17 protein-coding genes are annotated in these 24,394 nt (G+C 53.2%); all 17 read left to right on the forward strand.

The genetic code is table 11. From position 1 onward, the window contains the following. Window positions 1-10: 10 nt before the first annotated feature. The 17 genes from CJP46_RS03350 (at window position 11) to CJP46_RS03430 (ending at window position 24,337) form a co-directional block, all read left to right on the forward strand. Window positions 11-913: an AraC family transcriptional regulator gene (locus CJP46_RS03350; RefSeq protein WP_094594173.1), complete on the forward strand. Its 903-nt coding sequence runs from the start codon at window positions 11-13 to the stop codon at window positions 911-913. A gap of 234 nt (window positions 914-1,147) precedes the next feature. Continuing rightward, complete coding sequence (locus tag CJP46_RS03355; protein WP_094594174.1) at window positions 1,148-2,638, forward strand: DUF5605 domain-containing protein; 1,491 nt, start codon at window positions 1,148-1,150, stop codon at window positions 2,636-2,638. A gap of 17 nt (window positions 2,639-2,655) precedes the next feature. After that, the gene (locus CJP46_RS03360; protein WP_094594175.1) at window positions 2,656-3,777 is read left to right on the forward strand and encodes an ABC transporter ATP-binding protein; all 1,122 of its coding nucleotides are present in this window, start codon (window positions 2,656-2,658) and stop codon (window positions 3,775-3,777) included. A 25-nt stretch (window positions 3,778-3,802) separates the two neighbouring features. After that, the gene (locus CJP46_RS03365) at window positions 3,803-6,781 is read left to right on the forward strand and encodes an extracellular solute-binding protein (RefSeq protein ID WP_094594176.1); all 2,979 of its coding nucleotides are present in this window, start codon (window positions 3,803-3,805) and stop codon (window positions 6,779-6,781) included. Beyond that, window positions 6,768-7,748 carry a carbohydrate ABC transporter permease gene (locus CJP46_RS03370; protein WP_094594177.1) on the forward strand — a complete coding sequence of 327 codons (981 nt, stop codon included), beginning with the start codon at window positions 6,768-6,770 and terminating at the stop codon, window positions 7,746-7,748. The genes CJP46_RS03365 and CJP46_RS03370 overlap by 14 nt, the downstream gene beginning before the upstream one ends. Window positions 7,749-7,750: 2 nt before the next feature. Then, complete coding sequence (locus CJP46_RS03375) at window positions 7,751-8,647, forward strand: carbohydrate ABC transporter permease (RefSeq protein ID WP_094594178.1); 897 nt, start codon at window positions 7,751-7,753, stop codon at window positions 8,645-8,647. Window positions 8,648-8,665: 18 nt separating this feature from the next. Continuing rightward, window positions 8,666-10,813, forward strand: a complete 2,148-nt coding sequence (locus CJP46_RS03380) for a YIP1 family protein (RefSeq protein ID WP_094594179.1) — start codon at window positions 8,666-8,668, stop codon at window positions 10,811-10,813. Continuing rightward, complete coding sequence (locus CJP46_RS03385; protein ID WP_094594180.1) at window positions 10,810-13,086, forward strand: DUF5696 domain-containing protein; 2,277 nt, start codon at window positions 10,810-10,812, stop codon at window positions 13,084-13,086. The genes CJP46_RS03380 and CJP46_RS03385 overlap by 4 nt, the downstream gene beginning before the upstream one ends. Further along, on the forward strand, window positions 13,083-13,949 hold the full coding sequence (locus CJP46_RS03390; RefSeq protein ID WP_094594181.1) for a carbohydrate ABC transporter permease: 867 nt from the start codon (window positions 13,083-13,085) through the stop codon (window positions 13,947-13,949). Before CJP46_RS03385 ends, CJP46_RS03390 begins: the two co-directional genes overlap by 4 nt. A gap of 12 nt (window positions 13,950-13,961) precedes the next feature. After that, window positions 13,962-14,915: a carbohydrate ABC transporter permease gene (locus CJP46_RS03395; RefSeq protein WP_094594182.1), complete on the forward strand. Its 954-nt coding sequence runs from the start codon at window positions 13,962-13,964 to the stop codon at window positions 14,913-14,915. 28 nt (window positions 14,916-14,943) lie between these two features. Then, complete coding sequence (locus tag CJP46_RS03400; protein WP_094594183.1) at window positions 14,944-16,365, forward strand: DUF5060 domain-containing protein; 1,422 nt, start codon at window positions 14,944-14,946, stop codon at window positions 16,363-16,365. 38 nt (window positions 16,366-16,403) lie between these two features. After that, the gene (locus tag CJP46_RS03405) at window positions 16,404-17,897 is read left to right on the forward strand and encodes a DUF5605 domain-containing protein (protein WP_094594184.1); all 1,494 of its coding nucleotides are present in this window, start codon (window positions 16,404-16,406) and stop codon (window positions 17,895-17,897) included. A 42-nt stretch (window positions 17,898-17,939) separates the two neighbouring features. Further along, window positions 17,940-20,063: a hypothetical protein gene (locus tag CJP46_RS03410; RefSeq protein WP_094594185.1), complete on the forward strand. Its 2,124-nt coding sequence runs from the start codon at window positions 17,940-17,942 to the stop codon at window positions 20,061-20,063. A 49-nt stretch (window positions 20,064-20,112) separates the two neighbouring features. Next, a complete protein-coding gene (gene dapA / locus CJP46_RS03415) occupies window positions 20,113-21,003 on the forward strand; it encodes a 4-hydroxy-tetrahydrodipicolinate synthase (protein ID WP_094594186.1) in 891 nt (296 codons plus the stop codon). Between the two features lie 4 nt (window positions 21,004-21,007). Then, complete coding sequence (locus CJP46_RS03420; protein WP_094594187.1) at window positions 21,008-22,198, forward strand: iron-containing alcohol dehydrogenase; 1,191 nt, start codon at window positions 21,008-21,010, stop codon at window positions 22,196-22,198. An 11-nt stretch (window positions 22,199-22,209) separates the two neighbouring features. Beyond that, on the forward strand, window positions 22,210-23,139 hold the full coding sequence (locus CJP46_RS03425; RefSeq protein ID WP_094594188.1) for a pectinesterase family protein: 930 nt from the start codon (window positions 22,210-22,212) through the stop codon (window positions 23,137-23,139). Window positions 23,140-23,296: 157 nt separating this feature from the next. Next, window positions 23,297-24,337: a dienelactone hydrolase family protein gene (locus tag CJP46_RS03430; protein ID WP_094594189.1), complete on the forward strand. Its 1,041-nt coding sequence runs from the start codon at window positions 23,297-23,299 to the stop codon at window positions 24,335-24,337. The last annotated feature ends 57 nt before the right edge of the window (window positions 24,338-24,394 follow it).

Raw genomic sequence — 24,394 nt, forward strand, 5'->3', positions numbered from 1 at the left:
GGGTGATAATATGGACTGGCGCGTAACCGAACTGAGTGGTGACAAGTTTTTTCAACCTGAAATCGATATTTTTATCAACCGTGAAATTGAATCATTTTCACTCTCGCAGCATACCCACGATTTCATCGAAATTAGTTTTGTCGAAGAGGGGAGCGGCTTTCACTATATCGAGGATCAAATGATTCCGATTAAACGAGGGGATCTGTTCGTGATTCCGATTGGAACGTCGCATGTATTTCGGCCTTCTTCCCGGGATAAGCAGCTTGTCATTTACAACTGCATCTTTAAGGTCGAACTATTGAAGCAGCTGCGGTCCGTGATCGGCGAGGCTTCGATGCTGTACAGATTTTTATATGAAACGCCGCCCGCTTCCGTCAAGTGGCTTCAATACCAAGACAAGTTTGACAAGTTCCTCAACATGATTCTCAGCATGTACAGGGAGTTTATCAACAAGAGCCCCTGTTACGAATATCTCATGATGGGACAGCTTATTCAGGTACTGGCCATGCTGCAGCGCTACGAGTGCGACGGCAGCCTTGTGTCGACACCGTCCAATAATATGGATGATGCCATCCTGTATATTCATGATCACTTTGCGATGAACATCACGGTACAGCAAGTGGCAGAGCGATCGTTCATGAGCCCGAGCCATTTTCAACGGTTATTCAAGAAAACGTCAGGCGTAACTTTCATGCAGTATCTGCAAAATTTCCGGATACAGCGATGCTGCGAACTGCTCAAATCGACTGAGCTGTCGATACAGGAAGCCGCCAATCAAGTGGGTTACCAGGATATGAAATTTTTCCATTCGTTATTTCGCAGGAAAACCGGCGTGACACCGAGGCAGTACCGAAAAAGCTCACAAGATAACGAAGAGCTTTCATTCGGGGCGTCGGAACAAAGAGTCATATGAGCATGATTCGTAAGGAAGATCGTCCACCCTGATGATTTGCGAGGGGACGATCTTTTTTTTGTTTGTGGACTTTGGGAAGCTGAAAAGAGGAATCCCTATGTGAGCGCTTGCATCCCCCTATAGAATCGACTTTAATCCCCTATAAAACTGTAAAATTCGCATTGTATAATGAGGAAAATTTACTTCCGGCGGTTCTCTTGACGTGGTCGGCCGGTCATACGGGAGGAGAGAAGCATGATAACAGACAATGCGGTGGAGCGCTGGGCTGTATATGAAACCGCGATTCATTCCAGCGAAGCAATCGGAAATCCATATCGCGACGTCTGGCTGCTGGCCGTATTCCGGAACGGCGACCGGGTAGTCAAGGCAGATGGTTTCTATGACGGGGACGGCGTATACAAAATCAGATTTATGCCGGATTCCGTCGGCAGATGGGTGTTCTCGACAAAAAGCAACATGCCCTCGATGGACGGAATAACCGGGGAGTTCGACTGCACGGATCCCGGCAGCGGCAACCACGGGATGGTTCGGGTCGTATCTCAGGATCATTTCGAATATGAAGACGGTACGCCGTATATGCCCTTCGGAACGACCTGTTACGCTTGGATTCACCAGAGCGAATCGGTACAGGATGAAACGCTGGGCGTGCTCAAAACGTCACCTTTCAACAAAATCCGCATGTGTGTATTTCCAAAGAGGTATACGTTTAATACCACCGAACCGGAGCTGTTCCCGTTTGCGGGTTCGAAAGAGCTTGGTTTTGATCTTGACCGGTTTGAACCGCGATTCTTCCGGAAGCTTGAGCGCAGGATCGAGCAGCTGGGAGATTTGGGAATAGAAGCGGATATCATTCTGTTTCACCCGTATGACAAGGGGCATTGGGGATTCGACCGCATGAGCCCGGAGGTTGACGAAGCTTATCTCCGGTACGTCATCGCCCGGCTGTCGGCCTACCGCAACGTGTGGTGGTCCCTCGCGAACGAATACGACTTCATGCGGGAGAAACGGATGGAGGACTGGGACCGGTTCTTTCAAATGATCCGGCAGCATGACCCCTATCAGCATCTTCGCTCCATTCATAACGGAACGAAAATGTACGATCCGACATCGCTTAAGCTGTACGATCATTCGAAGGCATGGGTCGATCATGTGAGTCTGCAGCATTGGGATCTTACCGCCACGGATTCGATCCGGCGCCAATTCCACAAGCCAGTCGTCATTGACGAATGCTGCTATGAAGGGGACATTCCCCGCCGCTGGGGCAACATTTCCGGCGAGGAAATGACGCACCGCTTCTGGGAAGGAATGGTTCGCGGGGCTTATGTCGGACACGGCGAAACCTATTTGCATAAAGACGATATCATTTGGTGGTCGCATGGCGGGCAGCTGCACGGGACGAGTCCGGAGCGCATCCGATTCCTCCGCCAGATCCTTGAAGACACTCCGCAGAAGCTGGTTGTCCTGGACACGGTGAAAGATGTGCCGGCACTGGGCTCTGAGGGCCGTTATTACTTATTATATTTCGGAGTTCATCGTCCTGCGTTGTTTCCGATGGATCTGCCGGAAGGGAACGAGTACAAGGCAGAAGTCATTGACACGCGGAAAATGACGATCGAGCGGCTGGAAGGAACGTATTCGGGAGCTTGCACCATTCCGCTTCCCGGGAAGCCGTATTTGGCGTTACGGATACGCTTGCTGGATCCTGAAGCGGGATTCATACATTAAGGTTCGGAGGTGCCGCCATGGGGCGCATTGTACTAAAAAATGTGGATAAACGGTTTGGCAAAGAAAAGATGTACGCCGTAAAAGATTTTAACCTAGAGATCGAGGATGGCGAGTTTCTGGTGATGGTTGGGCAGTCCGGCTGCGGTAAATCAACGACGCTGCGCATGATTGCCGGGCTCGAGGACATCACTTCAGGGGAACTGTACATCGGGGATAAGCTCGTGAATCACCTGCCGCCGAAGGATCGGGATATCGCCATGGTTTTCCAGAACTATGCGCTTTATCCAAACATGAACGTGTATGAAAATATTGCGTTCGGTTTGCGTCTGCGCAAGGAGGCGAAGCATGAGATCGACCAATCCGTGAAGTCGGCCTCCCGCACGCTGGAGATCGAACAGTATTTGGAACGCAAGCCGAAGGCATTATCGGGCGGCCAGCGCCAGCGGGTTGCGCTCGGTAGGGCAATCGTCAGGAAACCGAGCGTTTTCCTAATGGATGAACCGTTATCCAACCTGGATGCCAAGCTTAGAGTGCAAATGCGTACGGAAATTATTCGGCTGCATAAACAGCTGGGTGTCACAACGGTATATGTGACGCACGATCAGGTGGAAGCGATGACGATGGGGAACCGGATTGTTGTCATGAAAGATGGCCTCATTCAGCAGGTTGACAGCCCGCGCGTGATTTACAGCAACCCGAAAAATATGTTTGTAGCGGGCTTTATCGGAACGCCGCCGATCAACTTTATCGAGGGGACGGTTGAGGAACAGGGGGAGAAGCTCCAGCTGAAGACGAAGCGGGCATATCTGACCATAGCGGACCATCATGCCGAAATGCTGCGGAAGCATGGCAAAGTGAACCGCAAAGTCATCCTTGGAATCCGCTGTGAGAACACTTACGCGGATCCGGAGATGATCAAACGTCATCCTCAATCCCAAATTCGGGGTACCTTGAAGCTTTCGGAGCTAATGGGCGCAGATACATATCTATACCTGGATATCGGTACCGATTCCTCCTTCATCGTTCGAACGTTGACCGGATCGGATTTTAAAGACGATGAGCCCATTGCCGTCTCTCTAGATATGTCGAAAGCGCTTTATTTCGATAAGGATACAACGGAAAACCTGATGTACGTATGATATTTGCGAAAGGGAGAGACGGTTCATGCTAAGGGCATTTAAGAAACGGTTTTCAGTGATCGGTCTGGCCATGATTCTCGCATTGCTGCCGGCTTCGGCGGGGCTTGCGGAGAATGGGGGAGGAGGGCAGCCTTCCAACCAGGAGCAGAGTTCGTATGCAGCGGATAATCAGGAACCGGTTTCTGTAAACGCTGACAATTCCGATGAACCTTATTTTCATGAAAAGCTTGCGGAATGGAAGCAGTCCGGAGCGTCCAGCGATCATGACGGCAGCATCGTTGTGCCGGTTACCGATTATGCGCGCACCTCGGAGGGGGCCCATGTTCAGATCGGCACCGTAGACGGCAAAACGGGCGTTCTGGATTGGCGCGTGCAAAGCAGCGAATGGATCGAATACGAGATGAACGTGGCGCAAGCCGGACTGTACGAAATCCATATGACTTACCGCCCCGTCACGGATGACAACCGGAAACGGCCGATTTTGCTGAATGTCACTTTGGACGGGAAGAATGATTTCATTGAATCCAAATCCATATCGCTGGACCGGAGATGGAAAGATCCCGACAAGCTGTCCCTTGATGCACAGGGCGACCAAATTCGGCCGGTAGCCGAGGATATCAGCGGCTGGATGACTGCTTCGCTCCGCGATTCCGGCGGCGCCTACGTCGAACCGCTGGAATGGTACTTGCAGCCCGGTAAGCATACGCTCCGCCTGGCAAGCAATGAGCCTTTGGCCGTTTCGGCGATTGAACTGGCGGGATCCGAACCAATCCAGGATTATGCAGCCGTAAGCAAGTCCTATGCGGAAGCAGGCGCAAGCAGCGCAGGGGCAGAGCCGATCGTCATTGAAGCGGAAAAGGCCGATTGGAAAAGCGATTCCTCGATTTCTTTTAAATACGACAGCGAGATCGAGAGCACGCCCTATAAACGCGGCAAAATCCGGTATAACACCATCGACGGCTCCCGCTGGTCCTCCGGTAACGGTGAACTCAGCTGGACATTTGAGGTTCCGGAAAGCGGGTACTATAAGATCGGCCTTCGCGCCAAACAAAATTTCTCGTCCAACCGTTCTTCCTTCCGGACCATTCGCGTCAACGGCCAAATTCCGTTCACCGAAATGGAGACGTACCGGTTTCCATACGCGTCCGGTTGGCAAGGGATCGAGCTGTCGGATGATCAAGAACAGCCGTATTTTTTCAATTTGAAAAAAGGGACCAACACGATTTCCATGCAGGTGACGCAGGCACCCGTCAAGCCGATGATCGATGATCTCGAGAATATCGTGAGCAAGCTCATGGCCCTTGGCGAGGACCTTAAGGCTTTAACCGGGGGCTCTGACGATGAGAATCGGACTTGGAAAATGGACCAGGACTTGCCCGGTTTCACGACGGACCTGGACCAAACCGCAGATACTTTGGAGCGCGTCCAGCAGCAACTGGTTGAGGTGAACGGCAGGAAGAGCGATGTAACGCAAGGACTGCTTACCTCGCTCAAGGATATCCGGTCGATGCTGTCTGACTCGAACCAAATCCCCTATCAAATCGACAACTTCATTACGATCCAGGGTAAAGTGGCCGACCTGCTGCAGCAGTTAAAGAGCCAGCCGCTCGGACTGGACCGCCTTTATGTCGTACCGGCGGATCAACCGTACCCGCGGATGGAATCGACGTTCTTCGAAAAGGTGGAAGGCTCGTTCGTCAATTTCTTCTACTCCTTTCAATCCAAGGATAAGCTTGGCGATATGGATGACGACGTGCTGAACGTCTGGATGCTGCGCGGACGCGACTACATCAATGCATTGCAGGAGCTTGCGGATGCGGATTTCACGGCGAAGACGGGGATCAAGGTGAAGATTAACTTGCTGCCGGATACGAACCTGCTGGTCCTGATGAATGCAGCGGATATATCGCCGGATATCGCACTCGGATTGCCGCAGGAGCTTCCATACGATTACGCCATTCGCAACGGGTTGTATGATCTCTCGAAATTCCCTGATTTCAATACGATGCATCAGCGCTTTGCACCGGGGACCTGGCTGCCGTTCTTTTACGACAATGGTTATTACGGAGTGCCCGAGACCCAAAGCTTCTCGATGCTTTATTACCGCAAGGACATTCTGGCCAAGTTGGGGCTCAAGGTTCCAAATACGTGGGAGGATGTCTACAATATGCTGCCGATTTTGCAGCAGAACAATTTGAATATGATGACGGTCCCGCATACGCCGTTCTTTTACCAGAATGGAGCGGAATATTTCACGCAGGATGGCTTGCAAACGGGCATAGGCACGGAAGCCGGCTATAAGGCATTCAAGGAATGGACCGATCTCTACAATGTGTACGCCGTTCCGCAGCAGGTCGCCAGCTTTTATCAGTCGTTCCGCAGCGGCACCGTACCGATCGGGATCGCCGATTTCAGCATGTACATCCAATTAATGGTGGCTGCGCCCGAGTTGAACGGGTATTGGGGAATTGCCCCGGTTCCGGGCGTTCAGCAGCAGGATGGAGAAGTCGCCAGATGGATGGGCGGGATGGAGCAGGCCGCCGTCATTTTCAAACGCACGAAGAAAGCAAGCGAGAGCTGGGAGTTTCTTAAGTGGTGGACATCGGCCGATACGCAGGAAGCGTACGGTTCGGATCTGGAGACGCTGAACGGACTTACTTTCCGTTGGAACACATCCAACATTGAAGCGTTTGTCCATCTTCCATGGAGACAGGACGATTTGAACGCGATCCTCGAGCAATGGCGTTGGTATAAGGAAATTCCGAACGTACCGGGCAGTTACTTCCTGGAGCGGGAGCTGCAGAACGCTTGGAACCGAACCGTAGTGGACGGGATGAATTACCGGAGCTCGCTCGAAATGGCCATCGGAGAAATTGAGAGGGAAATGCAGAGGAAGATGCAGGAATTCGGCATTACGGACAGTCAAGGGAAAGTTTTACGCAAGCAGGAATTGCCTGAAGTGAACAAACCGTGGGAAGGGGTGGATCCATATGTCCAAAAGTGATACTCAGGTAATAAACCGCGGTTACGCCCCGGGTACCACAGTCCGCACGAAGGGGAAGCTGGCTCTTTTAATGAAAGAGATTTGGCGTTATCGGTTGTCATACTTATTCATCGCGCCGTTTATGATTTGCTTTACGCTATTTATCCTTGTCCCGGTCGTATGCGCGCTGCTGCTCAGCTTTACGTCTTACAACTCGCTCGAGCCGCCGCGCTTCATCGGCTGGGCAAACTTCCGATACATGATTTCGGGCGATTTGCTGTTCTTGCAGTATGCATTGCCTAATACGTTCAAATTCGCCATTATTGCAGGGCCGCTCGGTTACATTGCTTCTTTTCTGCTGGCATGGCTCATTTCCATCCTTCCCGGTGTATGGCGCAAATGGTTCGCGCTCGCGATGTATTCGCCCTCGCTCATGGGCGGGATCGCGATGACGATTGTTTGGCTGCCTCTATTAAGCGGTGACCGCATCGGTTATTTAAACAGTTTCCTGCTGGAATGGGGATTCATTAAAGAGCCGATCTTGTGGGTAACGAGCAAGGACCATCTCATGACATCGATGATCGTCGTCACGCTGTGGTCCAGTATGGGAATCGGCTTTCTAGCCATGCTGGCGGGGATTTTGAACGTGAATCCGGAGCTGTATGAAGCCGGAAAGCTGGATGGCATTAAATCCAGATTGGAAGAAATCTGGTACATTACGATTCCGTCGATGAAGCCGCAGATGCTGTTCGGCGCCGTCATGGCGATTGTTGGCACGTTCAAGGCCGGCGGCATCGGGACGCAGCTATCCGGTATGAATCCGACGCCGCAGTACTCGGGCCATCTCATTATGAACCAGATTGACGATTACGGCTTTATTCGCTTCGAGCTTGGCTATGCAAGCGCATTGTCCGTATTCCTGCTGCTGCTGATGTATTTATCCAATAAGTTCTGCTGGCGGTTGTTCGGTTCGAAGGGGGATGAATAAAGATGACGATCCCTTTCACTCGAAAGCGGTTCCGTTTCAGAAGACGATCCAGGTTGTTCAGATTAAGCCGGTTTGAGCTGCTGATTTCCTTGCTGCTCGTACTGCTGAGCGCCTTCATGCTGCTGCCGCTCGTGTATATATTCAACCACGCGTTCAAACCGTACGACGAATTGTTCGTTTATCCGCCGACCATATGGGCGCGCCAACCGTCGCTGCAGAACTTTATCGAGCTGTTCAATATTTCATCGGAACAAGTCGTGCCGGTTACGCGCTACATCTTTAACAGCTTGGTAGTAGCCGTGCTGAGCGTTGTTGTGGTAACTCTGGTCAGCGCATTATGTGCGTATCCGCTGTCGAAGCATAAGTTTCCCGGTTCCCAGCTCGTGTTCGCGACGATCATGCTCACCATGCTGTTCGCGCCGGAGACCGTAACGATTCCGCGGTATCTCGTCGTCAGCCATTTAGGCATTATGAACACGTATTGGGGTCACGTCCTGCCCATGGTCGCCGTACCGGTCGCCGTCTTTCTCATGAAGCAATTCGTTGATCAAATTCCGGACGATCTGCTCGAATCGGCACGAATGGACGGTGCCCGCGAGTTCACGGTGTTTCTGCGAATCGTCGTGCCTGTCATCATGCCGGCTGTCGCCACCATCGGCATTATCTCGTTCCAGACCGCTTGGGGTAACGTCGAATCATCCACGTTATTTATGCAGAACGAAGAGATGAAGACATTCCCGTATTTTGTTTCGACATTGACGGCGAATATGGCTAACAGCGTGGCAAGACAGGGGGCTGTTGCGGCAGCGGCGCTGTTCATGTTTATACCGAACTTGATTATATTCCTTATATTCCAGAGCAAGGTTATCGCAACGATGGCCCATTCCGGCATTAAATGAATCACGGGAGGAGAACTTATGAAGCCGGTAAAGTTGAAAATGATCCGTCTCCTGTGGGGCTTTTTGGCCGTGTGCCTCGTATGGGTCGGTTATCCGGCGGTTGCATCCGCCGATTATCCTTATGCAACAAATTATAAAAGCGATACGGATTCACTGGTATGGACGCAGGCTGCATTCGCGCCAGAGCAAGTGTTGGGCAGGGATATTTTCATCCCCGATCCGGACGATCCGCACAAGCAGGTGCTGTCGCCTCTTGCACAGCCCGGCGATCTGTTCGTTGATTCGCAGGATGTCATATACGTCGCCGATACGGGAAACAACCGGATCGTCGTCTTTCAGCAGGACGGGACGTTTGATCGGGTACTCCCGACACTCCCGGAAAAGCCGCTGTCGAGTCCGAAAGGACTGTACGTGGACGGGAAGGGCAATATTTATGTGGCCGATACCGGCAATGCACGAATCGTGATGCTGAGTCCCGAGGGGAAGCTGCTGAAGGAATACACGCTTCCGAAATCGCGGTTCATTCCAGGGGGATACCGTTTTGAACCGATTAAGGTCGCTGTAGATAAGCGGGGATATTTATACATCGTATCGCTGGGCAGCTATAACGGGCTCCTTCAGCTCGACCCTGATGGCGGATTCGTCCGATTCTTTGCTGCGAACAAGGCGCCGTTCACGCTCCTGGACTCCATTAAGCGAAAAATTTATACGAAAGCAATGTACGAGAAGCAAATCAGCAAGCTGCCTCCCGCAATCAACAATGTAAACATTGACGAACGCGGCTTTGTGTACACCGTCTCGTTTGGTGAACAGCTAAAGAGCTCGCAAGTGAAGAAGCTGAATTACGCTGGCAAAGATTTTCTCGCTTCCGATAACTCAACGGGAACAGGCAATGATACATTCGGCGAAATTCGGTTTGCAGCTAAGAGCCAGGTCCCGAACTTAACCGATATCGCGGTTGACCAGCTCGGGAATTTCTCCGTCATCGACAGCGAATCGAAGGTGGTCAGCCAATATGACACGTTCGGCAACCTGCTGTTTTTCTGGTCTGGTGACGCAAGTCCGAACACCACTCAGCTTGGCATCGTGAAGAGCCCGGCGGCGATCGACATCAATTCACAGAATCAGATTTATATTCTGGACAACAATGCAAACCTGATTCAGAAGTTCCGCCAAACGGAATTCGGTGCGCTCGTCTATAAAGCGAACAATCTGACCATCGACGGAAGATATAAGGATGCCGAGCCCGCCTGGCGCGAAGTGCTGCATCTGAACGCGTATTATACGCCGGCTGTCATTGGGCTCGCCCAGGCGGCGTATGCCCGCGGAGATTATCCGGAAGCCAAGAAGCTATACCTTCAGGCAGGGATACAAAAAGGGTACTCCAATGCGTTCTGGCAAATCCGTCTGCAGTGGCTTCAGGATCGATTCGGCCTCTTTATGAACATCTTGATCGGCGTCGTTGTGCTGTACATCCTGTATAGGATTGCTGCCAAACGCTATCCGGCACTGAGTCGGTTGAAGCTGTCGCGTGTTCGGCTGACCTCACGGTTTGTAGGGCAATTAAGGCATACATTCTATGTTTTGCGGCATCCGGTTGACGGCTTCTCTGCGCTCCGGCACGAACATAAAGGCAGCTACTTGAGCGCTTGCGTCGTCCTTGTGCTTGCCTATATCTCTTATGCTGTAATCCGATCCTATACGAGCTTTTCCTTTAACGACGAAGCGATCAAGGCGCTGAGTGCAATGACCGTTTTTCTGCAGTTTTTCTTGGTATGGGTCGGATGGGTGGTTTCCAACTATTTGGTCAGCAGCATTATGCGCGGGGAAGGCCGGTTTAAGGACGTATTTATCGGCAGCTCTTATGCGCTTATGCCGTTTATCGTCATAGGCCTGCCATTGACGCTCATATCGAACGGCATGTCGTTAAGCGAAGAATCCATCTATCAATTTCTTCACCAGGGGATGTACGTGTGGGTGTTTTTGCTGCTCATCTGGAAGGTGATGTCGATTCAAAACTATACCGTTGGCGAGACGGCCGTTAATTTACTGTACACCGTCGGTACGATGGTCATTATCGGAGTGCTGTGCTTCATCCTGTTCGGTCTTACTACAGAGCTGCGCAGCTTCATCTATTCGGTCGTTCAGGAGGTGTCGGTGCGTTGACGAGGGCAAAAGAGCGAGACTTCAAGCTGACCAAGCTGCTTCCCGCAGCCGTTTGCGTTCTGATTGCGGCGGCGGCCGGCATTTACATATGGACGCATTCCGTCAGCGGTACATCAGGTGCGGCCGAACAAGCGCAGGCTGCACAGGCTGACATTCCTGCTGACTTGCAACCGGCAGTCAGCACAAGCGGCGATTTGCCGAATGATGCCGACTTTGTGCAGGTAGCAGAAACCGGCACGCTTGTCCTGTATGCGGATAAGCATACCGGACATTTCAAAGTCCGTGATAAAAGGGACGGACATGAGCTGCGGTCATACCCGAATCCGGACGATTGGCAGTATGAGACCATTAGCGGCAATTGGCGCAGCAATCTTCTCTCGCCAATCATGATGGAGACGGTCGATACGACAAAACAGACCGAAATCTTGGTAAGCAGCTTGCTGTCGCAAAAAGGCGGCATTACGAGCTGGAAACCGGTCGAGAACGGATTCGCGGTAACTTTCGCACTCCCTTCGCTCCATTTAATCATTCCGGTCGAAGTCACGATTAAGGACGATTACGTAGTAACAAAGGTCATCGATTCGGGCATTGCCGAGGGGAAGGACCAGCTGCTCAGCTTAAAGACCTATCCTTTTCTCGGCGCTTCCCAGCCCCGCGGGCAGGAGGGTTATATTCTGCTGCCGGATGGTTCAGGCGCAATCTATAACCTGAAGGAGAATATCACGAATGACCGCAGCGTGTACCGTGAACCTATATACGGACCGGATAGCGCGTACACCCCGATTTTTACGAATCGCAATCCAGTCACGATGCCGATCTACGGCATCAAGTCGGGCAGCAGCGCTTTCCTGGCCGTTGCGGATCAAGGCGCAGAATACGGCGATATTTATGCGGCGCAATCAGGCGTATACAGCAAATACGCCTGGGCTACGATTGAACAGGAATATCGCATGCAGTATTTCCAACCGACTTCGGTCGACCACACGACAGGTTTTAATACGTACAGCAAAGCCAGGTTGGGTGAGGATCGGGTGGTCCGTTATTACGTTCTTCCCGAATCAGCGAGCGACTACTCCGGCATGGCCGCAAAGTACCGCCAATATTTAATGGAAGAGCAAAATATGAAGCAGCTTCAGACAGCCGGATCGCCGCTCCCGTTATTTCTCGATATCATTGGCGGCGATTCGCAGAAGGGCTTCCTTCAGAGCAAGTATATTCCCGGAACGACGACGGATGAGGCGCAATCGATCCTGGATCGCCTGCATTCGCAGGGCATACCGCTTATCGTGGCTACCTATCAAGGATGGCAGACCGGAGGGGTCAGCCGGTTCGGGTTCGGAACGCAGGTCGATAAGCATCTGGGCGGCAATGCGGGGATGAAAAGTTTGGCCGAGTACACGAAGTCCAAAGGAGACACGCTTCTTCTTGAGACGAATTATTCCATGAATACGGACGGCGGCGATTTTAACCCGAAAAGAGAAGCGATGCAGGATCAGTCGGGAGGAATACTGAAGTTTAACCGCCGCGAGGCGAATGATCAGATCGCTTTGGTCAGTGCAGCGGTTTCGCTGGACAGAATCAAGAGCCGGATCGATTCGTTCAAGGCTTTGGGAGTCGATGGACTGGCGATCGCCGGCACGGGCTCGAACCTGGACAGCGACTACAACCGGAAATATGCTGCAAGCCGCAGCGAGGCCGCGAAACTGCAGCAGGAATTTATCAATACGGTCAAGTCGAAGTTTTCCACCGTGACCACGATGGGCGGCAATGCCTATGCTCTTCAGAAGACCAATGCGGTTCGGTTCATTCCGGGGGACTACTCTTACGATCTATTTTTGGATGAAGCCGTGCCGTTTGCGCAAATGGTGCTGCATGGTCTGGTGCCATATACGATGAACTGGGGGAATGCAAGAGACGAGTATCAGAAAGACTTCCTGCGCAGCATCGAATATGGGGCGGCTCCGACGTTCGGCGTGATGCATGCCAAGACGGAGACGATGAAGCGGGCATACTCGGTTTGGCAGTACAGTCTGAATTTTGACGAGTGGGAACCTTCGATCCTGCAAGAGTACAAGCGATTTAGCGAAGCGCTCAGGGATGTCCAGGACCAGTTCATCACGAGTAATCGGACGGTTGCCTCCAATGTGAAGGAGACTGTATATGCGAATGGGCAGAAAATCATCGTGAACTACAACGATGCGCAAGTGACAGTTGACGGCCGGCAGATTCCAGGAAATGATTTTATCGTCGTGAAAGGAGGTGAGGAGCCATGAGCGGCTGGATTCGTATAAAGAGCGTTTTCACCCAGCGTTATGAAGGAATATTGCTCATCTTGCCTTGGATCATCGGGTTCCTGTTATTCGTTTCGTTTCCTCTCTGCTACTCGCTGTATATGAGCTTTCACAGCGTACGCATTACCGGGAACGGTATTTTTACCGAATTCGTCGGATGGAAATATTATTCGAATATTTTGTTCCAAGACGGCGGCGTCTTTTACGATCAGCTGCTTCCGTTTTTGCGACAAGTATTGTTCATGATTCCAATCATCGTCATATTCTCGTTCATGATTGCGATTATGCTGAACCAAAAGTTTTTCGGAAGAGGCTTATTCCGGGCCATCTTTTTTCTCCCGGTTATATTTTCTTCGGGCAACGTCATTCAGCGTTTCCTAAGCCAGGGCAGAGGGGAGCTTGGGTTCCTCGAGAAATATTCCATTTCGACGGCGCTCACGCAATACTTGCCTGGCTCTTGGTCAACACCCATCGTCACCGTCCTGAATTCCTTCATCCTGATCCTGTGGTATTCCGGCGTTCAAATTCTGTTGTTTCTTGCGGGACGGCAGACGATCTCGTCATCGGTTTACGAGGCCGCGCGCATTGATGGAGCCAATCCATGGGAGGTATTCTGGAAAATAACACTGCCGGCGATGATGCCGTTTGTGCTATTGAATACGGTATACACGGTCGTAGACTTGTTTACGTTCCCCGGGAATCCGATCATCGCGAGTGTCAATCCGACGCAGTATGGACCTACGAGTGCGTTGATCTGGGTTTATTTCATCATCATCTTGCTGTTCTTGGGGCTTGTATTCCTGGTGCTGGGAAAAGCGTCTCGAGGCACGACATTTACGAGGTAGGGGGAAACCAAGATGGAGAAAGTGATAGAAGTCCTGAGGAGGCAGCATATGCGCTCCGGATTATACGGACTCGGCGAGCGTATTCGGATCCTGTTGTTCGGACGGGAAGCCGACAAGGGGCTGATCTTCCGTCTGTTCATTTATATTGTGCTGATCGAAACGGCGTACCTGTATCTGAACCCTATTTTTTATATGATCTCCACCATGGTCAAAGGACTGAGCGACTTACTGGATCCGACCGTAAATTGGATACCGAAGACGATCTATTGGGGACATCTGAAAGAAGCATGGACGTCGCTGAACTACCCGGTTTCGTTCGGGGTCAGCGCCAGCCTGTCCCTCGCAGCTTCGCTCATTCAGCTTATCGCCTGCGCCATGGCGGGTTATGCATTCGCGAGATTGAAATTTCCGTTTAAGAAGTTTTGGTTCGCATGCCTGATCTTCACATTCATTATTCCGCCGCAGGTCACCGTGCTGCCGTTGATTCTGATGTACCGGGAAGTAGGCTGGGTTGACACCTATTTCCCGATGATCATCCCCACGCTGTTTGGGCATGGATTGAAGGGCGCGCTGTATGTGATTATTTACCGTCAATTTTTTTCCGTTCTCCCGAAGGAGCTGGAGGAAGCCGCGAAAATCGACGGTGCAAGCATATACCGTGTTTTCTTTAAGGTGATGCTGCCGATTGCGACACCGGCCATTGTCGTTGTGTTCTTGTTCTCCTTCGTATGGAATTGGAACGACAGCTATTTCCCGATGATGTTCTTGTTCAAGATGCAGGATGTGCCGCTGTCGATCGCACTGGCGAAGGCGGCGACGGCCGCGTCGACCGAAGAAGGGAAAATATTCGCGCAGTCGCTTGAAATGGCGAGGTCATTTCTATCCGTGATGCCGCCGCTCGTGCTGTATATGTTCACGCAGCGCTGGTTCGTTGAAGGGGTCGAGCGGACTGGACTGGTCGAATAGCGATGTATATAGAGGGGGGAGTAAGTTCATGGAGATGCAAGAAGTCGAACGTTGGGGAATGTTTGAAATGACATTAAAAGGGCCTGCGGATGGGAATCCATTTCAAGATGTGGATCTGTCGGCGGAATTTCATTACCGGAATGACCGGATTGCAGTAAACGGGTTCTATGACGGGGCGGGGCTTTACCGAATCCGCTTCATGCCGGACCGGGAAGGGACTTGGCGCTTCACCACGAAGAGCAGCGCCGTGGAGCTTGACGGTCTATCAGGCAGCTTTGTATGTAAAAAAGCTTCGACGGACAATCATGGACCGGTCCGCGTCCACAAAGGCTGCTTATTCGAATACGAGGACGGAACGCCTTTCCTTCCGTTTGGAACGACATGCTACCACTGGACCCATACAGGGAACGAGGAGCATGAGAGGTTAACGATTGAGGAACTCCGGAAGTCGCCGTTCAATAAGGTGCGAATGTGTCTGCTACCCACGCGGGATATGCGCCCGGGCGCAGTGGCTTATGAGGGCACATGTCCCGAAGACGCGGACACGACCCGGTTTAACCCGGCTTTCTTCGCCCATCTGGAACATTGCATACGTGAGCTGATGCAGATCGGCGTCGAAGCGGACCTCATTCTGTTCCACCCTTACGATAAAGAGGGAGGATGGGGCTTTAACAGCTTGTCGAATGAGCAGGATTTCTATTACTTGCGCTATGTCATCGCTCGTCTCGGTGCGTTTCGCAATGTGTGGTGGTCATTATCGAACGAATACGATTTCAACCGGATGAAGACGGTGGAGGATTGGGACCGGCTGATCCAATATGTGCAGCGCATAGATCCTTACCAGCATCTTCGTTCGATTCATAACGGAACAAAGATGTATGAGCATGCTACCGTGTACGATTTCACCAAATCGTGGCTCACGCATCAAAGCATTCAGCATTGGGATGCGGGCGCGACGACAGAGCTGCTGGCCAAGGCGTACAAACCGGTCGTCATCGACGAAATATCCTATGAGGGCAACGTCGCTAAACGCTGGGGGAATATTACAGGTCTCGAACTGATGGACCGGTACTGGGAAGGAATGACGAGAGGCGGTTTCGTTGCGCACGGCGAGTGCTTCGAAAATAAGCCTAAGGGCGCCTGGATATCGCGTGGAGGACGGCTGTACGGGGAAAGTCCCGAACGCATCCGTTTCCTGCGCCAGCTGATGGAGGAAGGACCTGAGGATTGGATGGGTGCGCGTGAGGAAGGCTCCTATGCGCTGATTTATTTGGGCAAATACCGCTTCTCGTCCTATAAGCTGCCGATGCCTTCCGACCGGCAATACCGGATCGAGCTCATTGATATTTGGAACATGTCGGTATCAAAAGTAACAGGCACGTATTCGGGACAGACCGAGGTGTCGCTGCCGGCGCAGCCTTATACCGCCTTGCGCCTTCAAGCCGTATGAGCGGTCGCACTATATGAGAGAGGAGTGGAAAACGATTGATGCAATACGAAGATACGGTAAAACGTTGGGAAGTGTTTGAACTGCGGCTGCCGTGCGATCCGGATGAAGCATTGTACGCGGAAGCAGGGCTCCGCGCTGTTTTTGAGAAGGGAGAACGGCAGTTTCATGCGGACGGCTTCTACGACGGGAACGAGTTGTTGATTGTCCGCTTCATGCCGGACGAAGAAGGGGAGTGGTCGTTCCATTTGGATGGTCCCTCGCTCCCTAATGGCGGATTGAAGGGGGAGTTACTTTGCCTGCCGGCGGATACCGGCGTGCATGGACCGGTACGCGTGGCCGGCGCGACGCATTTCGCTTATGCGGATGGAACGACATATACGCCGTTTGGTACGGAACTGTCGGCATGGCATATCCAGAACGACGCAAGCCGTGCCAAGACGATCCGTACGCTGCAAACCTCGGCTTTCAATAAAGCGCGTATGAGCTTGATGCCGAATGCGGAATACAGAGGGCCGTGCGAATCCGTCTTCTCGCCGTTCGCGGCTGGAGAAGGCGGCAAGCTCGACTTCGATCGCTATGACCCCGCTTATTTCTCCAGAGTGGAGGAATGCCTGCAGGCGCTGGCACAGCATGGGATCGAGGCGGAACTTACGCTCTTCCCGGCAGACGAAGCGGAAGTTCAGCTGACGCCGGTGCAGGAAGACCGTTATATCCGCTATGTCGTGTCGCGTTTGGCCGCTTATCACAACGTATGGTGGACGATAGCGGATTTGGGAGACGGCACGCCGGGACGGGATAAAGATTGGCGACGCGCTTTTCAAATCGTTAGCGAATGCGATTACGGCCAGCATTTACGCACGATTCACGGTGCACCTGCCGCTTATGATTGGGGTGTTCCGTGGCTGACCCATATCAGTCTTCGTCATGAGGAAGTGACGATTGCTTCAAGCTTTACGCTGCAATATGAAAAACCGGTCATCCTTGACCACTGCGGCTTTGAAGGAACCGGACCGGGAAAAGAAAACGCGCTGACGCCGGAAGAGCTGGTGTACCGGATTTGGGAAGGCCTGACCCGCGGCGGATATGTGACCCATGGAGAATCACTCATCGGCTCCGGGGAAACGTGCTGGTCCATTCATGGCGGCGAGCTGCAAGGGGAGAGCTGGCCGCGCATCGCTTTTTTGCGCAAACTGCTCTCCGATGCACCGGACTTCCTGTCGTACAACAGAATGCGTCATGACGTATCGACGATTGAGCGGCAAGGCGAATACGCTCTGTCGTATTTTGGCGCGCATCGCTGCACGTCACGCTTGTTCGCGATGCCAAGCGGCGAATTCACAGCGGACCTGATCGATACCTGGAACATGAAGCTCGCCAGGCTGGACCAGACCTTTCAAGAACGGTTCGTGATCAAGCTGCCGGGTAAGCTGTACTATGCAATTCGTCTGCTAAGGATTAGCGATGGTTCGGTAACCGGCACATTCGAAGAGCAGGATACAGAGCCGCTGCTGGCCGTAGGAGACGGGGATTGATCCCATTCGGATGTAGAGACGATAGGGAAGGAGCGTGGCGGAATGAAGACATTCCGGCTGGCAAATCGTGCCGGCAATCGAATCGTTGAGCTGCGGCAGTCGGACAACGACATTTATTGGCAGCTGTCCTGCGGGGGTGACGCCAAACCTTATTTTAGCGATTCGTTAAGCCATATGGCGGTGAGCTCTCAAGGTCGTCCATGGCGCGCCGATCGGATAAGGCTTAATTCTTCGCGGATCGAGTGCCATGACGATATGCTGCTCGTGGAGGCGGATTGCGGGGAACTGCACCTTGCGATCGAGCTGAGCTTCGATGCGGAAGGACTGCTCCGGGTGAATGTGACATGGGAAAACCCTGGAGACGTAACTTTGAAAGACGCTGCCGTGGGGCTGGAATGGGAGCTTGTCACCAGCGGCAAGGAAAATGTGACCATTCCACATATGATCTACAATAACAATCCGTCTGCCGATCCGGCTAGGCACGTGCCTCGCCTCGGAGTAGGAGAAGGCCAAGGATTCATTTGCGAAGAGCATCGGCTGCCGATTCCTTGCGTGAACGTGGAATGGGAAGAGGATCACCATCATCAAAGATCGTTGACCTTGTTCTCGCTGCCCTCTTATATTGAATCGGAAGACGGCACCGTCCATTACGGCTCGCTTGGTGCTTACAGGCGAAACGGGAATATTTCGCTGGCGGCCATGAGCGGCGTGCTGATGTTCAATGGCGAAAAGGATATCGTGTATGTGAGCAAAAGCTTGACGGGACCTTATGCCGGCGGCTATACCGATTTCCCCCCGGGTTTCTCCCTGACCAAACATTATGTGTTGGAATGGGGTCCACAGCAGGTGCCGGGCCGCGCTTTCTCGCAAGTCGTTCATCGCGCCGTTCGGCTGTACGATCCGAGAGGCGCAGCCCCGCATTCGCTTGAAGAGTTGATCAGATTGAAGACACAGGCGATGGATGACCGCTGGAGGGAGACGGAGCATGCTGCCGGTTATGTGAAGTTCAATGACCGGAATTCATTCGGACTCGTATCGAAGCATGGGCTGCATTATATGTACGGCTGGACGGGACAGTGCTTGAAGCTGGCATGGTGCGATGCGTTAGTCGGATTCGACGAGCAGGATTCCGATCGCGTCCTGCGATGCAAAAAAGCAGTGAACTTTTATCTACAAGGAAGCGGTACAGCCGTGCCAGGACTTCGAAGCAGCTCGTACCATCTGGCGGACTGCCGGTGGGACCATTTCCACCGGCAGCAGGAGCCGGTCGTCTCAAGCCGCGCTTTTGGAGAAACGGTGAGCGACTTGGCGGACATTATTTTGCTATTTCGCAGCAGGGGCGAAGCGGTGCCTGACGAATGGACGGCTGAGCTGAAACAATCTGCGGATTTCTTACTTAAAGCCACAACGTCCTCAGGTATCTTTCCGGCGACCTGGCGCTTGAATGGCCATGCAGCGGAGACGGAAATTACGGCAGCCGGCATTCCGTGTGTCATCGCATTACTGAAAGTGTACCAGGTAACGGGTGAAAGCGCCTACCTTGATATCTCGACATCCTCCATGGAACGCTATTATGAGCTGCATGCCAGAACCTTTGAGCGGCCATTTGCGCGGTCTACGCTGGATGCAAGATGCGAGGACAAGGAGGCGGGGATGTTTTTCTTCATCGCGGCCTACGAGCTGTTCCGTCTCACAGGTGAAGCTGAATACCGGGCATGGGCAGTCGTCGCGGCAGACTGGATTCTTACTTACGTGTATATGTGGAATCCGGCTTATGACCAAGGGACGGCGTTCAGGGAGCGGGGATTCAATGCCGTGGGCTGGCCTGGGGTGAGTGTGCAGAATCATCATCTCGACGTCTTCTTTCCGACGTATGAGCTGTGGCGATTCGGACTCCTCATTAAAAATGAAATGTACGTAAGGCTGGGCCGGATGATCTTTGACGCCCTTGGCCAAGGCATTTGCACCAAGCCGGGGGAATGGGGATTTACTATCGTTGGAGAACAGGCGGAAGGATTTTTTCAATCCAATTTTCAGGGGCGAGGGCGCTCCAATACCTGGAATCCGTCATGGGTCATTTCGGAGGTGCTTCATCATGCCCTTCGTTTTCGTGCGGCCATGTCGATGGAGGAAGAAGAGGTCAAAGGAAGCATTAATTATCGCTGAGTATCTCGCGTAAGCCGGGATCCGGCGGCGTTTAGGGGAGTGAATCCAAATGATTAAACCGCAAGGCGTTATTCCTGCCATGGTGACCCCGTTCGATGACGACGGGCGCCTGCATGAAAAAATTGTCCGTCAAATGATCCGCCGCTTGCTGCAGGCTGGGGTCCACGGAATATTCGTTCTCGGGACCAACGGCGAGTTTTTCGCGATGAGCGATGACGAAAAGGTTGAACTGGTGCGCATCGCGGCAGATGAAATTGCCGGCAAGGTCCCGCTCTATGCCGGATCTGGCGCTGTGACGACAGCGGAGACTGTTTCGTTGTCGCGGAAATTGGAGGAGGCGGGAGCAGACGTATTATCCATCATTACGCCTTACTTTGTCCCGGTGAATCCGTCGGAGATCTATGAGCATTTTGCGGCGGCGGCGGGATCCACTGATCTGCCGGTCGTTCTCTACAACATCCCGGCACGCACAGGCGTCATGCTGGAAGCGGGTACGGTTGCATCGCTGTCGCAAATACCCAATATCGTTGGCGTGAAGGATTCGAGCGGTAATTTCGAGCATATGCTTCAGCTTATTCAACAGACGGATCACGATTTTTCCGTCCTTGCGGGCACGGACTCCTTCATCTTATCGGTTCTAATGGCGGGCGGATCCGGCGCCATTGCCGCATCCGCGAATATCGCACCGGAAAAGGTCGTCTCCGTCTACAACGATTGGCTGGCCGGCCGGACCGCTGAGGCTGCAAAGGCCCAGGCCGACATCGCGGTCGTCCGCAAGCTGATGCAGTTCGGGACGATCCCCGCGGGCCTGAAGGAAGTAATGAACCAGCTCGGAGTCGAGGTTGGTTCGCCGCGCCTGCCTGTGCAGCCCGTTAGCGAAGCGGTGCGAAATACGATTGCCCAAGTTTTGAGCGAGGCGGGCTTCGTGAAGGGGAGGTAAGGTTATGGCGGTTCTTTTTCAGACGGCCGGATCCATTCTGGCCGGGGCCGGAACGTTCCATTCCGTCGCAGAGCAAATCCGGAAGCATCTCGGTCCGATCAAGCGTGCGCTGATCATCACGACGCAAAGCCTCAGGAGGAACGGGACTGCGGATAGGCTTCGGGAGCAGCTTCGGCACTCGGACATCGCCGCTGATATTCTCAGGGATGACATTCTTCCCGAACCGACGGCGGCGGCGATTGAAGCCATTCATGCGGCGATCCATGGCGAAGCGTACGAGGCTTATATCGGAATAGGCGGCGGCAGCGTGCTTGACGCAACCAAGCTGCTCTCCGTGCTGGCGACGAACAGTAAGCCGATCGAAGAAATGCTTGGTACAGACAACTTCGAACATGACGGCATTCCGACCGTACTCATTCCAACGACATCGGGCACGGGGGCGGAGGTTACGCCGAATGCGATCGTGACGCTGCCTGAGCGCCAATTGAAAATCGGAGTCGTAAGCCGCCGCTTATATCCCCGGCTCGCGGTGCTGGATCCCGAGCTGACGCTCACGCTTCCGAAGGCCGTGACGGCGTCAACGGGAATGGACGCTTTTACCCACGCGCTGGAATCGTTCATAGGCCAAAAAGCGAACCCGATCAGCGATTTGTTTGCGCTTGAATCGATCCGGCTGATCAGCGGAAGCATCGTCGAAGCATGCGAGGATGGAAGCTCCATTCGTGCGCGCTCAGCGATGCTGTACGGCTCGGCGTACGGCGGTGCGGCGCTTGCGGTGTCAGGTACCGCTGCCGTGCATGCGATGGCCTATCCGTTAGGCGGCCGATTCGGTATTGCGCATGGCACTGCGAATGCGATGCTCCTGCCCCATGTCATGGAGATGCAGCTTGACGAGATTACCGGCAGACTGGAGCTGGCAGCGGCAGCGATGCGGCAGGGCATGGGCCAACTCGCAAGCCGTGCCAGCCATGCCCGCGCAGAAGCCGAATGGGCGCTAGGACAGATCGCGGAGTGGACGCATCGGATTGGCATCCCGCAGGATTTGGCGGAATACGGCGTGACGGAGCAGGATCTTCCGTCGATGGCCCGTGGGGCGTCGCAGGTGACCCGCCTCATGGATAACAATCCCAAACGGTTCTCCCTTGAAGAACTGGAGACGATTTATCGAAAACTGTTATCGACTAAAGCGAACTAGGAGGTGCCCATATGCGGAGCATTGTGGTGGACCAGAACGGAAACGGAGATGTTGTTACGGTGGCGGAGGCGATCGCGGCTGTGCCGGATCATGCCGCCGAACGAACGCTGATCATTTTGAATAACGGGGAATACCGCGAAAAAATAACGGTTCCGGCAAGTAAGACGAACCTTTGCATACGAGGCGAGAGCAGGGATGGTGCCGTCATCGTGCATGACGATTCGGTCTCGAAATTAAAACCGAACGGCGAGAAAATGACGACGTACGAAACGGCTACGTTTACCGTACTGGCGAATGGCTTTCATGCGGAGGATCTGACCTTTGCGAATTCAGCCAGCAGGCTGGAGCGCGCTGGCCAGGCCGTCGCCCTTGAAGCGGCGGGGGATCGCGCCATCTTCCGGAACGTTGCAATCCTTGGACACCAGGATACTTTGTATACGCCTGGAAACGGCAGACAATTATACGACCATTGTTATATCGAAGGAACGGTAGACTTCGTGTTCGGGTCTGCGACAGCCGTGTTCAAGGAATGCGAGCTGCATAATCTGAACCGTCATAACGGCTATGTGACGGCAGCTTCGACCGGTATTGAGCAGCCTTACGGTTACGTGCTGCTTCAATGCAGGCTGACGTCATCCACCACCGCGGAGACGGTAAGCTTGGGCCGGCCATGGAAACCATACGGGAGCACGATCTTTGTAAATACGTGGATGGATCGTCATATCCGTCCGGCAGGTTGGGATAACTGGCGCGATCCAAGCAAAGAGATTACGTCGCGGTATGCGGAATATGGAAGCACGGGACCGGGTGCATTGCAGGCGGATCGGGTCGGTTGGGCTAAAGTTCTGACGGAACAATCAGCCTCCACGTTAAGCGTCAGCAGCGTGCTGGCAGGGGAGGATGGATGGAATCCTGAGGAGACCAGCCTTCCGACGGAATAGTTTGTTTTTGCTTCACGCTTCCTAATCATTGATGTTGAACCATTAAAGCCTTAAAGGCCCGATGTTCTGAGGCTTGCATAAGTCAGTGGGCGAGTGCGAGGTTTCTCGGTAAACAAACATACACTTAGCTTTTTTCAGAGAGAGGAGTTAACGAGCGTTGTGGAATCCTGATTCTTTTATGGAGATGCTGTATGCAAATTCAGACCATGCCAGAAAGGAGAACTTCAAGCTAAGCCGCCCTGCGCGCAAAATGCTGTTGAGAGAACGGCTCCAGTCTTCGCTAGGATCGTTCGATGACATGCGCTCGCCGCTTGAGCCGATTGTTGTGGAACGCGTCGAGTATGAGGATTATATCCGGGAGCGCGTCGACATCGGTACGGTCACCGGACTGCGAATGCCGGTCTATATCCTAATTCCGAAGAAGCCGGCAGCGTCCGGCAAGCTTCCGGGCATGCTGGCGCTGCACGGCCATGGCTACGGGAGTCGTGAGGTCGTGGGCCTTGCCGCAGACGGCACGATCCAAGAGAAGAAAGGCGGGCATAACAGCTTCGCGCTCGAGCTCATGAAGCAGGGACATATTGTCGCTGCGCCGGAAATGATCGGCCTTGGCGATCGCAGGCTCATCCGTGACACGAAACCAGGCAAGGAAAGGAGCTCCTGCGTTTCCCTGACCGGCCAACTGATGATGTTCGGCATGTCCCTTGCGGGACTTCGCGTATTCGAAGCGCTAAGGGCGCTGGATTATTTGGCATCCCGGCCTGAAGTCAATTCCGGGCAAATCGGCTGTATGGGCTTTTCCGGCGGCGGCTTGGTCGCAGCCTATGCATCGGCGCTGGATGAGCGGATACGGGCAGCGGTTCTGTGCGCTTTTACCAATACGTTTAAAGGCAGCATTCTATCGATCAATCACTGCATTGATAATTTCATTCCCGGCGTACTCGATTATGCTGAGCTTCCCGAGCTCATCGGCCTCATCGCCCCGCGTCCGCTATTCATCGAATCGGGAGAGAAGGACCCGATATTTCCAGCTGCTTCTGTCCGGGAGGCGATCGAGGTGCTTAAAGGCATTTATCTTGAGGAAAACGCGGCGTCCATGCTCCAGTATGATATATTCCCGGGCGTGCACGAAGTGAGCGGACGCGCTGCTTATCCATGGCTTCTCACGACATGGCATGGCGGCGGGACGGATGTACAGTAAAAGGTTGGCGTAAAACCAAAACCATGACAAGAAATTGAAGATGCAATCGGAGGTGCT

Origin of the sequence: Paenibacillus sp. XY044, assembly GCF_002257645.1 — a bacterium.
GTDB lineage: Bacteria > Bacillota > Bacilli > Paenibacillales > Paenibacillaceae > Paenibacillus_AQ.

What these genes read in the sequence shown, in the direction of transcription:
- CJP46_RS03395 (WP_094594182.1), top strand. Translation starts at nt 13,962, where the DNA reads ATGGAGAAAGTGATAGAAGTCCTGAGGAGGCAGCATATGCGCTCCGGA.
- CJP46_RS03350 (WP_094594173.1), top strand. Translation starts at nt 11, where the DNA reads ATGGACTGGCGCGTAACCGAACTGAGTGGTGACAAGTTTTTTCAACCT.
- CJP46_RS03420 (WP_094594187.1), top strand. Translation starts at nt 21,008, where the DNA reads ATGGCGGTTCTTTTTCAGACGGCCGGATCCATTCTGGCCGGGGCCGGA.
- CJP46_RS03375 (WP_094594178.1), top strand. Translation starts at nt 7,751, where the DNA reads ATGACGATCCCTTTCACTCGAAAGCGGTTCCGTTTCAGAAGACGATCC.
- CJP46_RS03390 (WP_094594181.1), top strand. Translation starts at nt 13,083, where the DNA reads ATGAGCGGCTGGATTCGTATAAAGAGCGTTTTCACCCAGCGTTATGAA.
- CJP46_RS03355 (WP_094594174.1), top strand. Translation starts at nt 1,148, where the DNA reads ATGATAACAGACAATGCGGTGGAGCGCTGGGCTGTATATGAAACCGCG.
- CJP46_RS03360 (WP_094594175.1), top strand. Translation starts at nt 2,656, where the DNA reads ATGGGGCGCATTGTACTAAAAAATGTGGATAAACGGTTTGGCAAAGAA.
- CJP46_RS03425 (WP_094594188.1), top strand. Translation starts at nt 22,210, where the DNA reads ATGCGGAGCATTGTGGTGGACCAGAACGGAAACGGAGATGTTGTTACG.
- CJP46_RS03405 (WP_094594184.1), top strand. Translation starts at nt 16,404, where the DNA reads ATGCAATACGAAGATACGGTAAAACGTTGGGAAGTGTTTGAACTGCGG.
- CJP46_RS03400 (WP_094594183.1), top strand. Translation starts at nt 14,944, where the DNA reads ATGGAGATGCAAGAAGTCGAACGTTGGGGAATGTTTGAAATGACATTA.
- dapA (WP_094594186.1), top strand. Translation starts at nt 20,113, where the DNA reads ATGATTAAACCGCAAGGCGTTATTCCTGCCATGGTGACCCCGTTCGAT.
- CJP46_RS03380 (WP_094594179.1), top strand. Translation starts at nt 8,666, where the DNA reads ATGAAGCCGGTAAAGTTGAAAATGATCCGTCTCCTGTGGGGCTTTTTG.
- CJP46_RS03410 (WP_094594185.1), top strand. Translation starts at nt 17,940, where the DNA reads ATGAAGACATTCCGGCTGGCAAATCGTGCCGGCAATCGAATCGTTGAG.
- CJP46_RS03370 (WP_094594177.1), top strand. Translation starts at nt 6,768, where the DNA reads ATGTCCAAAAGTGATACTCAGGTAATAAACCGCGGTTACGCCCCGGGT.
- CJP46_RS03365 (WP_094594176.1), top strand. Translation starts at nt 3,803, where the DNA reads ATGCTAAGGGCATTTAAGAAACGGTTTTCAGTGATCGGTCTGGCCATG.